The 14367-nt window shown below is 66.8% G+C and carries 10 protein-coding genes; 3 read left to right on the forward strand and 7 right to left on the reverse strand.

What is annotated here, in order from left to right; all coding sequences use genetic code 11:
* The 4 genes from TY25_RS15490 to TY25_RS15505 all read right to left on the reverse strand — a co-directional run.
* The coding region (locus TY25_RS15490; RefSeq protein WP_042256926.1) for an acyltransferase family protein at window positions 1–1508 on the reverse strand (1508 nt) is incomplete at its 3' end.
* Between the two features lie 108 nt (window positions 1509–1616).
* Window positions 1617–2813 carry a helix-turn-helix domain-containing protein gene (locus TY25_RS15495; RefSeq protein WP_042256882.1) on the reverse strand — a complete coding sequence of 399 codons (1197 nt, stop codon included), beginning with the start codon at window positions 2811–2813 and terminating at the stop codon, window positions 1617–1619.
* A gap of 88 nt (window positions 2814–2901) precedes the next feature.
* Entirely contained in the window at window positions 2902–4182 is a 1281-nt protein-coding gene (locus tag TY25_RS15500; protein WP_042256927.1) for a lipase family protein, read from the reverse strand.
* A gap of 211 nt (window positions 4183–4393) precedes the next feature.
* Entirely contained in the window at window positions 4394–5035 is a 642-nt protein-coding gene (locus tag TY25_RS15505) for a TetR/AcrR family transcriptional regulator (protein WP_042256884.1), read from the reverse strand.
* Here TY25_RS15505 and TY25_RS15510 point away from each other — a divergent pair.
* On the forward strand, window positions 5034–6419 hold the full coding sequence (locus TY25_RS15510; protein WP_042256928.1) for a lipase family protein: 1386 nt from the start codon (window positions 5034–5036) through the stop codon (window positions 6417–6419). The genes TY25_RS15505 and TY25_RS15510 overlap by 2 nt on opposite strands.
* A 7-nt stretch (window positions 6420–6426) precedes the next feature.
* Here the strand turns inward: TY25_RS15510 and TY25_RS15515 are convergent, their stop codons facing one another.
* Complete coding sequence (locus tag TY25_RS15515; RefSeq protein WP_042256886.1) at window positions 6427–7386, reverse strand: acyl-ACP desaturase; 960 nt, start codon at window positions 7384–7386, stop codon at window positions 6427–6429.
* 9 nt (window positions 7387–7395) lie between these two features.
* Window positions 7396–8160, reverse strand: coding sequence for a sigma 54 modulation/S30EA ribosomal C-terminal domain-containing protein (locus tag TY25_RS15520; protein ID WP_052382991.1), 765 nt, complete (start codon window positions 8158–8160; stop codon window positions 7396–7398).
* 246 nt (window positions 8161–8406) lie between these two features.
* Here TY25_RS15520 and TY25_RS15525 point away from each other — a divergent pair, with 246 nt between their 5' ends.
* Window positions 8407–10230, forward strand: a complete 1824-nt coding sequence (locus TY25_RS15525) for a hypothetical protein (RefSeq protein ID WP_042256888.1) — start codon at window positions 8407–8409, stop codon at window positions 10228–10230.
* A gap of 55 nt (window positions 10231–10285) precedes the next feature.
* A complete protein-coding gene (locus tag TY25_RS15530; protein ID WP_042256889.1) occupies window positions 10286–13111 on the forward strand; it encodes a hypothetical protein in 2826 nt (941 codons plus the stop codon).
* Between the two features lie 12 nt (window positions 13112–13123).
* On the opposite strand, the gene TY25_RS15535 is transcribed toward TY25_RS15530, so the two are convergent.
* Window positions 13124–14269, reverse strand: a complete 1146-nt coding sequence (locus TY25_RS15535; protein ID WP_029900652.1) for an acyl-CoA dehydrogenase family protein — start codon at window positions 14267–14269, stop codon at window positions 13124–13126.
* Between the last annotated feature and the right edge of the window lie 98 nt (window positions 14270–14367).

Consider the following 14367-nt stretch of genomic DNA (forward strand, 5'->3'; position numbering starts at 1 on the left):
ACCGTCGTCGCCGAACCCGATTCGCCCGCAACGCATTCGGGTTGACCGACGTCGAGCCAGGAACGGACGCAACCGTTGCCGAACACCGCAGCCTTGTCGCCGGGGGCCTCAGCGAGCGACGGATCGAGATTCGCTGGGACGGCACGCAACTCGGCCGACGCCGCGATCGCCGCCTGCACCTGCGCGCTCAGCTGCCGCACGGTCACCTCGTGCGGGTCGATCGCGCCGGTCGGCGGGGCCGGCGCCGTCGTCACCGCGAGGGCCTGCGCGGCCGCACCACGCCCGACCGGCGCGGGCACGACCGCCAGCAACGCCACCACCACACAGACCACGGCCGCGGTGACGACACCGCCGCAGACCAGACTGAACTCGGCCGAGCGCCGCAGCGGCGCCGCGAACCGCACGGGATCCTCGACCAGCCACAGCGTCAGCATGGCCAGGCCCGCGGACACCGCGACCGCGCCCAGCACGCCGACCGTGCCGAGACCGTGCCCGAGCAGCCGGGGCGCCAGCTGCAAGACCGGCCAGTGCCAGAGATACCACGAGTAGGACAGCCTGCCGATCGCCCGTAACGGCGCGGTGGACAGCACACCGCCGACGCCTCGGCCCGGTGCGGCACAGCCCGCGGCGATGATCGCCGCGGTGCCGAAAACCGGTAGGAGCGCGGCAGTTCCGGGATAGGGCGTGTGCTCGTCGAGGCGGAGACAGGCGAGGACGATCGAGCCGAGGCCGGTCCATCCCGCGGCGGCGGCAACCAGCGGCGGCAATCGCCGCCACAGCGGGACCGAGAGCGCCACCAGACCACCGACGGCCAGTTCCCAGGCTCGGGCGGGCAGCGTGAAGAAGGCCCAGGGCGGGAGCGTGCGGGTCCAGTGCAGCGCGGTCACGAACGACACCGCGGCGATCAGGGCGAGCGCGATCGAGTAGGGCATCGGCGAACCGCCCGCCACGCGCCGGCGCGACACGCACCAGGCAAGACCGACGAGCAGCACGGGCCACAGCAGATAGAACTGTTCCTCCACACCCAGCGACCAGTAGTGCTGGAACGGCGACGGTGGTGTGTCGGCGGCCAGATAGTCGGTGCCGTGCACCGCCAGTCGCACGTTGCCCACGTACAACGCGCTCGCGATCGCGTCGCCGAGCACCGCGCAGGCCTGCAAGGGCGGCAGCGACGAGACCGCGGCGATCGCGGTCACGAGCAGCACGACGCCCGCGGCGGGCAACAGCCGCCGAGCCCGGCCGCCGTAGAACCGGGCCAGAGCGATGGTGCCGGTGCCCGACAGCTGCCGCCACAGCATGCCGGTGATGAGAAATCCGGAAATGACGAAAAAGACGTCCACACCCGCGAATCCGCCGTCGATACCACCCAGACCCGCGTGGAACGCGACCACGGCGAGTACCGCTATCGCCCGCAATCCCTCGACATCGGGCCGGAATTGCGCAAGCAATACCCGCGGCCCCGAATCGTCCTGCCGAATAACCAATTCGCGCGTGGCAGTCCGTGTCATGGACAGCATTCTTACCAACGCTCGCCGGTGATGTCCCGACAACTTTCGGCACTTCGAGCCGATCTGAAAACTGCTGTTAGAACTACTTAAAGCAGCCTTCCGAGAAGGTCAGGGCCGGAAGGATTTCGAAAGGAGCCGGCGGGCCACCCGGGCGGCCATGAGGGTGGAAATGCCCGCGGGGTCCTGGGGGTCGTAGCCGGTGAGGTCGGCTATGCGGGACAGACGGTAGGTGACGGTGTTGCGGTGGATATAGAGGGCGCGGGCCATCGCATTGTGGTTGAACTGATTGGCGATGTATTCGTCGAGCGTGCGAATGAGCAGCGGGTGCTCGTCGAGCGGTTCGAGCGCGGCGGCCAGATTCGGCAGCGCGGCCCCAGTGGTGGAGATCGCGTACTCGAACATCATGTCCTGGCGCCGGCAGGCCACGTCGGGCCGATCGAGACAGCGCGCGGTATCCGCGACGATCCTGGCCTCGGCGTACGCGGCCGGGATGGCGGCATGCGTGGCGGCGGGGGCGACGCCGATCCAGAAGCCGGGATGCGGCTGGTCGGCGCGCAAGCCGAGCCGGCTGGTGAGCGCACCGACCGGGTCGGCGTGATCGTCGAGCGGGATCAGCGCGGTCCAGCCGCCGCTGTCGCGGTGCAGGAACGCGCCGGGCACCTTGCCGATGCGATAGCGCAGATCGGTCAGCCGTCCGGGGGTGATCTCGCCCTGCCGGACGGCCGCGACCAGGAACGCGTCCGCGAGCGGGTCCTCGAGCTCGCGCGCCCACTCCCCCGGGTCCCGTCCCGCGAGCAGCGCGGCGGCGATCTCGTTCTGCTCCAACAGATCCCATCGCGGCTGACGCGCGTCCTCCACCAGCGCGATCGCGATACGGGACATCACCAGTCCCGCGTAGGTGGTCAACCGCAAGCCCAGTTCCGGGACGAGCGGATGATCCTCGGCACTCAGCGCGGGCATCAGCTGCGCCCAGAAGAAGGAGACGCCGACGCGGTAGTTGGTGAGCACCTCGTCCAGCGGCATCCCGTCGCGCACGAGCCGCACAGCCCGTTCGACGAGCGGGCCGGTGTCCTGCTCCGACGGTTCCACGCCGTCGGCGGCGTAGCGGAAGAACAGTTCGACATTGAGTTCGGCGCTCGGCACGAAATCGGCGTCGAACATCGACTGCGGCAGCTGCGCGTAGGGCGCGGCAGCAACCCGGAAGTCGCTGGCCAGTGTGGCGGCCCGCATGCGCAACTGCGCGATCATCGTCGGCCAGCGGTCACCGTCGCCGGTCACGGCGGCGGCCAGGGAGAAGTGCGTCATCGAACTTCCTAGCTACTCGTCACAACTCCCTCGGACGATACGCGGTCGGACCGCCCGGCAGCATCTGCCGCTGCCGCCGGGCGATATTTCAGCTACCGGGGAAACCAGGAGGCAGCGGCTGGAAGTCCGCCTTGAACTTGGGGCCCGGCGGCAGGCCGCGCAGCACTGCGCTGGTCCACGCCACCGCAGGCGGCCACCCGGTCACCGCGTTGGTGATGTGCTCGGGCACCGGCACCGTGTAGAAGCGCAGATCGGCGCCGCGTTCCCAGTACGAGTTCACCGTCGGGATCACCACCGAGGGCGGGATCAGCTCGTCCCAGAGTCCGTGCCACCACAGCACCGGGGTGTCGGGGATGTACTTGCCGAGGCTGTTGTCCTGGAGCACCTTGATGATCTCGGGCGAGGATTCCAGCGACTTGCCGGGCTGGTAGTAGGCGCTGATCGGCCGGTAGACACCGGACAACGCGATGGTCGCGTAGCAGCGGCTCTGGAAATCCCGGAGCAATTGCTGCCCTTCGGTGGTGAGCAGTTCGTCGACCTTGAAAACGTCCGGGTATTCGCGCGCCAGGCCGGCCAGTCCGAGCCACATCGTGAAGTTACTGGTGCCGGTCAGTCCGGGCTGCTCGCGCGTCGCATAGGCCGCTTCGGCGACCAGGTCACCGGGCGTACCGCCGATGGTGGTGCCGAGGATCCGCACGTCGGGTGCGTAGGTGGCGCGCAGTTCGGCGGCCCGGATGGAACCGGAACCACCGCCGGAGTAGCCGTACAGCGCGATCCCCGAATCGGCGAGGCCGAGCCCGCTGTCGTTCTTCACCGCCCGCAGGCTGTCCAGCACCATCTTGCCCTCGGCGTAGGTGTTGAACGTGTTGAATTTGCCGTCGAAGTCGGGCACGTTGATCGCGAAACCCTGCAGCAACCAGTACACCGCGAGCGCGGATTCCTTCATGGTTCCGGTCTGCAGGGTGTAGGACGGATTGCAGGTGGAACTGGTGGAGTCGATCGCCTCCTGGAACGACAGCACCGGGCGGGCGCTGCCCTGCCACGGGATGCCCGGCACGATGACCGTCGTCGCGGTCACGATCGGGTTGTCGTGCACATCGTTCGACCGGTACAGCAGCTGCTTGGTGTACACCGGGAACGGGAGGCCGAGCAGACGGGTCTGCACCTCGCGCGAACGGACGATCGCACCGGGTGCGTAGGACTCCAGGTTCGGCGGGTCGTCGTACCAGGGATCCTCGCTCGGCGTCGGGATCGGCAGCAGGTCATAGAGCTGCGGTTCGGTCGGCAGCTGCGGCAGCTGGTTCTGATCCGGCGGAAACGTGGGGAAACCAGGCTCCGCCGACGCCATCCCGGCGCCACTCATCGCCATGACCGCCGACACCGTCACTACGACGAGCCGCCGCCACCTAGACCTGTCCACTTGCCCTCCAGCACCATTGCCTACCTATCGCCGACGTCACACTCACGCGTCGACAGGATCATGCTCACAGCTCCGGACAGCAATGCGCTATCGGCATAACGCCGACGGTCCGGCGCGGGCGTTGTGCATTTGCACTGTTCGCCGCCGACAACGGCGCGGCTCACCTGGCGTGTTGGGTCTCCAGACTGGCGGCGTAGGCGAGGACCATGTCATTGACGACCCCGAGCACGGCCGCGTCCAGGCCGGGCGGCGAGTAGACCGGGCGGATGACCGCCTGACCCGAGAAAGTGTGCAGCATCGCGAAGAACAGTGGCTCGCGCAGTGCCACGGGAAAGCGGCGCAGTGCGCCGGATTGTTCTGCGGCAGTGAAGATCTGGGTGTAGAAGTCCGCGAGGGCGGGCGCGATCCGGGCATGCAGTTCCGGGTCGGAGCGCGCGGCGACGATCACCTCGCGCAGCGCGTGCGTGAGGTTCGAGGATTGAGCCTGCTGGAGATAGCGCAGGGCCACGCCGAGCGCTTCGTCGTCGTCCTCGACACCGGCGAGCAGGGTCTGGAAGGTGGCGAGCTGGCGGCCGACGATCTCGCGCGCGGCGGCGACGATCAGGTCGAAGCGCCCGTCGAACTGCCGGAACATCGCACCGACCGACATGCCGGCGGCCTTGCACACGTCCTGCACCTTGGTGCGGTGATAGCCGAATTCGGCCAGCGACGCGATCGTGGCGTCGGTCAGTTTCGCCACGGTCGCCGCGCGCCGCTCCTCCTGGGTCCGCCGCCGCGGCTTGGTCGATGCCGTGTCCGGCATGATTCTCGCGCTGATCTTCGGCTTGCTGACCGCCGCCGGAGTATCGGCTCCGGCCGCGAACGCGGGCCCGCCGCTACCCGAGAACGATCCGTTCTACGCCGCGCCGCCCGGCTTCGAACAGGCCGAGCCGGGCACGATCCTGCGGTCGCGTCCGGTGACGATCGCCGCGCTCAACCTGTTCCCCGTCCGGGTCCAGGCGTGGCAATTGCTCTACCGCACAACAGACTTCAACAATCAGCCGTATACATCGGTGACCACGGTGATGGTCCCCGAAGGTCCCGCCAGACCGCGGCCGCTGCTGTCGTACCAGACCGCGGTGGACGCGATCGCGGGGATGTGCAGTGCCTCGTATTCGCTGCAACAGGGCTCGCCGATAGATTTCGGCAATCCCGCGGGTCCGCTCACCGCAGGAGCCGGAGCTGCCGAAATCCTGTTGGCGGCCAGCGGTCTTGCCCGCGGGTGGGCGGTGGCGATCCCGGATCAGGGCGGCACCCAGCATCGCTTCGCCACACCGCGCGAACCGGGTTACGTTGTGCTCGACGGCATCCGGGCCGCCGAACAGTTCGACCCGCTGGGCCTGGACGGAACACGCACCCCCGTGACGCTGTGGGGCTACTCCGGTGGCGGCATCGCCACCGCGTGGACCGCGGAGATGCAGCCCGAGTACGCACCGGAATTGAACATCGTCGGGGCCGCCGTCGGCGCTCCGGTCGCCGACCTGTTCGGCGGATTGAAGGCGGTGAACGGCGGCCTGCTCGGTGGGCTCATTCCGATCGCGGTGGCGGCGATCGCCAAGGACTCACCCGAATTCGCCGCCGCCATCGACCGATACATGTCCCCCGAAGGACAGGCGCTCGTCGCCGATGTGCCCGGCCGCTGCACCTCGCAGACCGCGCTCAACACCACACTGCACGAACTGCTTCGCCACTTCTCGCTGCCGGATGTCACCCGGTACCTGAGTGTGAGCCTCGACGAACTGCTCCAGGACCCGGTCATCCGCACCGCCATCGAGGAACGCACCCTGGGCCGCCGGGCCCCGAGCGCGCCCGTCTACCTCTACAACAGCGTCAACGACGAGGTGAGTACCGCCGCCGGAGCCGACGGCCTCGCCGAGTCCTACTGCGCCGCAGGCACTTCGGTCACGTACCGGCGTGATCAGTTCCCGCCGTTGGTGAGCCCGCACGTCAACTTCGCGGTGCTTGGCGCGCCCGACGCGTTCAACTGGCTCGTCCGCCGCGCCGAAGGGCAACCCGCACAACCCGGTTGCGATATCCGGACCATGCCGTCGACGTTGCTCGACCCGGCCGCGATCGGCACCCTGGGCAGCAGCGTCGGCGCCGCCCTGGCCGCGATGCTCGGCCTACCGCTCGGCGCGGGGAGGTAACCGAGATTCAGAGGCGCGCTCGTGCACGGGCGAGCGAACGATCGCGCTGCTCCTCGAACCTGGGGATCTTCACCTGCTCCAGATCGTCGAGGTAGGCCCCGAGACGGTCTCGGATCTCGTCGCCGCGCGCGGTGAAGTCGGTGCGGCCGAAGATGTTCCACTGCCGCAGCACCGGGGTCAGCACCTCCTCGAAATGCTGCCGCAGATCGTAGACGCCGTGCTTGGCCATCAGCACACCGTTGCGCCGGAAGTTCGGCATGCCGGCACCGGGCATCTGAAAGTTCCGCACGATCGCATCGATGGCTTCGATCGCCTGATCCGGAATGAGATCGAGCGCGTTGCCGCAGATCGTCCGATAGAAGATCATGTGCAGGTTCTCGTCGGCGGCGATGCGCTGCAACATCTTGTCCGCGATCGGATCGCCGCACACCCGGCTGGTGTTGCGGTGCGTCACCCGGGTGGCCAGTTCCTGGAAACTCACGTACGCGACCGAATGCAGAAAGCCCGCACCGCTTTCCACGTCGGCGGCGGTGGCGCCGGACGCGAAGCCGTTGGTCATGTGGATCATCCGGGCGTGTTCCAACGCGACCGGATCCACGCCGCGAGTCACCACGAGGTAATCGCGGATGACCGTGCTGTGGCGCATCTCCTCCGCGGTCCAACGGCCGACCCAGGTGCCCCACGCGCCGTCCCGGGAGAAGTTCTCGGCGATCTCGCGGTGGTAGGAGGGCAGGTTGTCCTCGGTGAGCAGGTTGGTGATCATCGCGGCCTTGGCGACCTCGCTGAGCTTCGATTGTTCGGCGTGCCAATCGGTTCCGCCCAGCATGGCGAAATTGCGGCCCTCGTCCCAGGGTATGTAGTCGTGCGGGTGCCAGTCCTTGGTCATCGAAAGATGCCGGTGCACACAGTCTTCGGCGATCGGTTCGAGCTCGGTCAATATCTCGCGTTGGGTCAGCTCACGCGGCACGCTCAATGCCTACCTTTCGATTTCGGATGATGTGACCGAGGTGAGGTCGCCGTCGTAGCGGCGATAGAGCAGCCGTCCTCGGCCACCGACCGGCTCGGTGCTGAACACGAACGGCAAGCCGTAGCGGCACAACCGCTCTGCGGCCTCTTGCTCGCTGAGATGCAGTGTCGGATAGGGATTCACGGTGAGCGTGGACGGTGCCGCACCGGCAGGCAGGCCGAGCCGATGCTGCCTGGCCAGCCGCACACCGCGCGGTCCGGCGCGGTACACCACCGCGTCCATCCCGGTCTCCGCGTCGACGAACAGGTGGGCGTCGTAGTCCATGGTGGCGAGCACCGTGGTGGCCTCGGCCACCGTCGAACGCGACAACGCACAGCGTTTGCGGCGGACCACCGGCGCGAGCGCGGTGCTGCGGGCCAGCAGCGGGCGCCGCGGATCGGGCCAGCGCGGGCGGAGCGCGCCCGCGCGCACCCCGTCGAGTATCCGGTCCAGCCGCTCGGCCACGAACATCGCCGCGAAGCCACCGGGTCCGATCGCCTGCGCACGCACCGGCAACTCCCCGAAATCGAGATTGACCTGGATCACCAACGGGCCCTCCGGGTTCGGACCCGCGCCGATCCGGACCCGCGCGACATCCTCGGCCCGGTGCCGTCGCAGCACCCAGCCGATCGTCCGCCGCGCCTGTGCGAGCTGCCCCTCGGTCACCGCACCGCAGGTCGTCACCAGCAGCGACGTCGTGCCAGGTCCCGCGTACCCGAGCTCGGAAACTGTCATGACATGGCCCCGCTTCCCTCTTGTCCGGCACTCTCAGCCGCCCCATGCCACCACCGCGGCCCCGCCACCGGCCAGAGCCCAAAGTCACGGCCCCCGAGGACCGACGACCCGAACAAGTCCCTCCCGAGACCACGGGAGAGTGCGTCGCGGCGCCGGGTTCGGTGGACGGACCATTTGCTGTACAGCCGCGTTCGCCCGCCACCACGATGTGATCCGACACTGCGCGGGCCGAAAGCGGGGACAGCAATGGCGGATTTCAGCATTACCGTCGATTGGGGTGCGCACAGCGAGCAGGTGCGCAGGCAGCATTCAGATCTGCGCGCACAGCGCAGCTTCCTGCTCGCCGACGCGCCGTTACCCGTCGCGGTGAGCGTCGTCGATGCCGCGCAGTCCGCGCAATGGGATACGGCCACGCTGACACCACTGCCGGTGATATCGGTGGCGGGGGCATCGAAAGCCACCGTGACAATTCCCGGCACCGCCAAGCAGATTCGTCTCGATTTCGAATTGCGGGTGACGATAGGCGGCACCACCTCGACCTGTCTTGCCTTTCGTCAACTGTTCACCGTCGCGACCGGTGGCGCGCTCTCACCGCATCAATATTCTTTCGCGCAGATCGAGGTGCAGCCAAGTTCCGGCGGATTCCCGCACACACCGACCGTGGTCCCGACGGCACGGCGGTCGTTTCTCGGGGCAAGTCCCCTGGTGGCGGTGGCTCCCGGGACGGTGACGATCAATTGCGAATTCCTCGATGTCACCGAGCTGTGGTGGGCGACGTGGGCGGACAAGGACGTCTTCGGGTGGTACCTGAACCCCTCGTTCGGCGGGCGTCCCGGCCGACTGCGGGTATTGGCATGGACGAGCGGCACGGCGCCGATGCTGTGGTTCGTCTCGGTCTCCGACAAGGCCGCCGACGGCAACGCGTCCGGCAGCATCGGTGCGAAAGCGGCGGACAAAACTCCGCGACCGGGAGCCGATATCGTTTTCTTCCGAGCGCCCGCCGGATTCAATTCGTTCTTCTACGCCGCGGACAAGAGCGGGTTCCTCAACCCGAAACACGGAGATCCGAATCAGAACCGTGGCGGGTCGACGATGTTCCATCTCGCGCGCTGGCTGTTGACACCGCAACCGCCGGCGGTGGTCGCCGCCGAAATGGCCCGCTCGAAAACCAGCGGGCGCCCGCTATGGCCGGAACTGACAGGTATGCGCTTCCTGCCCCGCGCGACCACGCCGAAGATCGACCCGGCCGACCCGATGGACTTGATGACATCGGATATCAGGTGGGCTTTCCGTCCGGTCGGTGTGGAGTCAGCACTGCAGCACGCACCGGCGGAGGACATCGCGGTACTGCCGTTGTCGTTCGACGGTTTCGGCGGCTTCCCGCAGGGCGGGTACTCGGCGTTACAGAAGCGCGACACGCTCGATCCGATCCTGCGTAGCATGTGGCAGCTGCTGTGGATGCGCGGCGCCGTGCACACGAAAGACACGGCGACCCCGGCACGCAAACGGCAGACCTGGCTACTGGCCAACAGCGGCGCGAACATCCCGATGGCCGGATGCCTGCGCGCGAACGCCGCGACGATCGACCGGGTGATCAGTTGCGACGCCACACCGCCGGACGGCCCCCAGGGAAACCTTGTGCCGCATGTCATCCCGGCGCTGAAAGCCGCGAACGAGCTGCGTGGAAAGCAGTCGAAACCGTTCAAGGTCTTCATGCTCACCACACCGAACATGTGGGCGAACAAGGCTGCGTATCTGCATCGCAAGAGTCAGATCGACGCCACGAGGGCCGATGTCAGCTACCTGCCCGGTGATGCCGAATGGGACGACTACTGGACCTATCCACCGACCGCGACCGGCAATCCGCTGCTGTTCGACCTGCTGTCGAGCTGGCATGGCAAGGGTCTGGAAAAGAGCAAACGCTTCGGCACGGTGGCCGGGGGACGCCAATTCCTGTTCTGGCACGAATGGTCCGTCGACGGTGGGCATTTGGAGATCGTGACCAACCCGGCGCCCGCACCACCGACACCGCGGGTGCGCAGTTGGCTGGAGGACATTCTCGGCACGTAAGCGAGCCGACGGTGAAACACCTTATGACACACAGATATCTACTCGGGAGGGTCACATGAAGGTCGACTTCAAGCAATTCGAAGGAACGTTGCCGTACAACTCGCAGCTGTACGGCGTGTATCAGCCACTGCTCGGGTGGAAGTCGAAACGGCTGCAACGCCGATTCCAGGCCGCACTGAGTTCGGTGGGTGAGGGCGCACTGATCCAAGCGTCCGCGGGCATCGTGCCGGTGGTCCGGCCGGATCCCGGACCTCATGTGAGCGGCGACGGTCCGGATGACCCTGCCGCCCTGGCGAACCCGCTGATAGTGAGCTTGGGCGCAACGGCACCGGCCACCGCGACCAATGCCGCCGACGCCCTGGACAGTGTCTTCGCGAGCGTCCTGCGCGAACAGCTGAAGCCGTACGGCCGCAACGAGATCGCCAAATGGCGCCCGTTGTTCACACCGGAGCAGCTGCAGAAGACTCTCGACATCGCGACGAAGCGAGTGACCACCGCGCATCTGACCGCGGTGCGCGCACTCGACCAGGTGACACCCGCCGACGCGGCCGTCGATGACGCGCTGCTGCTCAGCAAGCTCAATCGCGAATCCGTGGTCGCCGGCTCGGTGCACGCGTTGAATCAGCAGGATCAGGTGGGCGCGCTGAGCCAGTTGTTCTTCGCCGACCCCGATCAGAAAGTCGCGCCGGCCGACGTCGGCGGCCTGCTCGATCCGCTGAACACCCTCGACCCGACACACGGCGGGCTGAGCCAGGTCTCGCTGTCGCCGATCGGCACCGTCCACCTTTTCCGGCAGTACTTCTTCGAATTCGCGTCGTTCCTGGGTACCCCGGTCCAGCACGTTTGGCTCAGTCCCGGCGGCACCGTCGAGTTGATCGAGGTGTCGACGCGAAAGACCACGGTGGACAAGCTCACCGAAATCGCCCTGGAGCAGATCCAGAAGACCGACACCTCGACCATGACGCAGGAGGAACTGTCCGACGCGGTGCGCGAGGAGAACCAGCAGAACTCCAAACTGGGTTACGGCGCGACCGCGTCGGCGAGCGGCGGCGTCGGTTCGGTGTTCACCGCGCAGGGCAGCACCAGCCTGAACTTCGAGCTCGATACGTCGCTGAAGCAGGCAAAAGAGCAGACGCACAAGCAGACCCGGCAACAGACGCAGTCCGCATCCAGTCAGATCAAGAGCAACTTCAAGTCGACGCTGCGGGTGGTCACCGAGAACACGGACACCAGCAGCAAGCGGTACGTGCTGCAGAACACGACCGACCGGCTGGTGAACTACGAGCTGCGCCGCAAGATGCGCCAAGTCGGCGTCCAGCTGCAGGATCTGGGCACGCAGCTGTGCTGGCAGACCTATGTCGACGACCCCGGCGCCGAACTCGGCGTCGCGAAACTCGTCCACATCGCCGAACCGCCGGACCTCGGCCGAGTGCAACCGCCACAACTGATTCCGGTACCCGAGCCCGAGGTGAAGGATGCGCCGGTGTCGCTGAACATCGAGTGGTTCTTCGAAGATCGCAAGTACGGTTTCGTGGGCATCGGCGGCAAACTCCAGCTGGTACCGCCGCGGTCGGGCTACCTGTTCGACCGGGCCGAGGTGGTGGTGACCTCGGGCGAGCACTGGGCGTGGGGCTACCAGATCGGCGATTCCCAAGAGGTCGACGACGGCGCGAGCGGCAAAGAGAAGAGCGTCACGTCGATCATCGTCGGAGTGACCACGGCGCCAGGCGGTTTGGAGACCGACGAGCATCCGAAATTCACTCTGCAGGTGACGCCGATCTGGCGACCGTCGAAGAAGCTGATCAAAGACATCGCGACGAAGAACGAGGCGAAGATCGCCGAGGTGGACGCGGAGAAGACCCGCCTGGCCCAGGAGGCCTACATCACCGCGGCGCGAGATCGAGTGAAGGCCGCCAGCAGCATCGCGCCCCGCCCGTATGCCGAACTGCGTGAAGAAGAACGAATCGTGGTGTTCCGCAACCTCATTCGTCAGCTCACCAAGGAGGTGGGCCTCGACGGGGAGAAGCCGCAGGTGCGCCACGTGGTAGCGGAACTGATCCAGGCGATGTTCGACACCGACTCGATGCTGTACTTCGTCGCCCCCGAGTGGTGGATTCCACGGGTGCGCCAGCGCAAGATCTTCAATTGGACCGTCGCCGAACAGTCGCCGCAGAACATCGGATTGGACGGAGCCTTCCCCGATTTCGACAAGAAGCAGACGGTGTCCTGGGGCGGTGCCAACGCCAATCGCCCCGACAACTACTACATCACCGAGGATTCCACGCCCGCGCGGCTCGGCAGCTCGCTGGGCTGGGTGCTGCAGCTCGACGGCGACAACTCCCGCAACGCGTTCCTCAACGCGCCGTGGGTGAAGGCCGTGGTGCCGGTGCGCCCCGGCAAGGAACTCGCCGCAGTGAACTGGTTGCAGCGCAACGCGGTCGAAGGCACCGACGGGCTCGACGATCTGTATCAAGCGGGCAGTGCGGCCGCGGCGAAGCAGGTGCTCGACAGCCTGAAGGCGTATGCGTGGCCGGCGGGCAGCCCGCAGCGCCGGCGCTACGACACCATCACGGCCGCCGAGCTCACCATCCGCGACGCGATCGCCTATCTGGCGATCCGGATCAACGAGAAATATCAGACCTCGCTGCAAAAGGTGAAGGACCCGGCCGACCCGACGGTCAGCTATCTGCCGACCGACAAGGTCTACGAAACCGGATTCGACCATCTGCAGGGCGGTTTCGAGGCCGCGGGCAGCAAACCCTTCGCGGTGTTCGACGAGTGGATCGAAGTGATGCCGACGGACCAGATCGTCGCGGTCGAGGTCAAGTACGACCCCAGGACCGGCCAGCAGCTGCCGCCCGGTCCGTTCCCAGCGGTCTGAAAAAGCCTGGGGTCAGGACAGTTTCAGGGAACGACCGATGATTTCCTTCATGATCTCGGTAGTGCCGCCGTAGATGGTCTGGACGCGAGCGTCCATGTACGCCTTGGCGATCGGGTATTCCTTCATGTAGCCGTAGCCGCCGTGCAACTGCAGGCAGCGGTCGATGAGCTCGACCTGCTCCTCGGTGCTCCACCACTTGGCCATCGCGGCGTCCTCGACGGAAAGCCTTCCGGCATTGAGGTCTTCGATGAAGCGGTCGACCAGCACGCGCACCGCGGTGGTCTTGGTGGCGAGCTCGGCGAGCACGAAGCGGGTGTTCTGGAAGGTGCCGATCGGCTTGCCGAACGCCTTGCGGTCGCGCACGTACTGACAGGTCATGTCCAGGCAGGATTCCATCGCGGCGGCCGCCATGACGGCGATGGACAGCCGCTCCTGCGGGAGGTTCTGCATCAGGTGGATGAAGCCCGCGCCCTCCTGCCCGAGCAGGTTCGCGGCGGGCACCCGGACATCGGTGAAGCTGAGTTCGGCGGTGTCCTGCGCCTTGAGACCGAGCTTGTCCAGGTTGCGGCCGCGCTCGAAGCCGGGCATGTCGCGCTCCACCACCAGCAGGCTGAAGCCCATGGCGCCCTTGTCGGGATCGGTCTGCGCGACCACGATGACGATATCGGAGTTGATGCCGTTGGTGATGAACGTCTTGGCGCCGTTGAGCACCCAGTCGTCACCGTCGCGGACCGCCCTGGTCTTGATGCCCTGCAGGTCCGAGCCGGTGCCCGGCTCGGTCATCGCGATCGCGGTGATGATCTCGCCCGCGCAGAAGCCGGGCAGCCAGCGCTGCTTCTGCTCGTCGTTGGCCAGTTCCAGCAGGTAGGGCGCGATGACGTCGTTGTGCAGGGCGAAACCGAGCCCGGAGTACTGACCGCGCACCGATTCCTCGGCGACGATGGCGTTGTAGCGGAAGTCCTTGACCCCGCCGCCGCCGTACTCCTCGGGCATCGCCATGCCGAGGAAGCCCTGCTTGCCGGCTTCGAGCCAGACCGACCGGTCGACGATCCCCTGCTCTTCCCACTGCGCGTGGTTCGGTGCGACGTGCTGATCGAGAAACTTGCGGAACGACTCCCGGAACAGCTCGTGCTCGGGTTCGAACAGTGTGCGCTCCACACCAACCTCCTAGTGACCACAGCGGCCGGACCACACCGACCCGTCGTTCTGACCTACGGTACCCGGAACCAGAATCGCTGTTCACTTCTGGGGCAGAA

The sequence above is a fragment of the Nocardia brasiliensis NBRC 14402 genome (assembly GCF_000308475.2).
In the GTDB taxonomy this organism is placed as follows: domain Bacteria; phylum Actinomycetota; class Actinomycetes; order Mycobacteriales; family Mycobacteriaceae; genus Nocardia; species Nocardia brasiliensis.

Excerpts from the sequence above, each read along its gene's own strand:
- TY25_RS15520 (WP_052382991.1), bottom strand. The coding sequence starts at position 8,160 with ATGACAGTTTCCGAGCTCGGGTACGCGGGACCTGGCACGACGTCGCTG.
- TY25_RS15505 (WP_042256884.1), bottom strand. The coding sequence starts at position 5,035 with ATGCCGGACACGGCATCGACCAAGCCGCGGCGGCGGACCCAGGAGGAG.
- TY25_RS15495 (WP_042256882.1), bottom strand. The coding sequence starts at position 2,813 with ATGACGCACTTCTCCCTGGCCGCCGCCGTGACCGGCGACGGTGACCGC.
- TY25_RS15500 (WP_042256927.1), bottom strand. The coding sequence starts at position 4,182 with ATGGCGATGAGTGGCGCCGGGATGGCGTCGGCGGAGCCTGGTTTCCCC.
- TY25_RS15530 (WP_042256889.1), top strand. The coding sequence starts at position 10,286 with ATGAAGGTCGACTTCAAGCAATTCGAAGGAACGTTGCCGTACAACTCG.
- TY25_RS15525 (WP_042256888.1), top strand. The coding sequence starts at position 8,407 with ATGGCGGATTTCAGCATTACCGTCGATTGGGGTGCGCACAGCGAGCAG.
- TY25_RS15510 (WP_042256928.1), top strand. The coding sequence starts at position 5,034 with ATGATTCTCGCGCTGATCTTCGGCTTGCTGACCGCCGCCGGAGTATCG.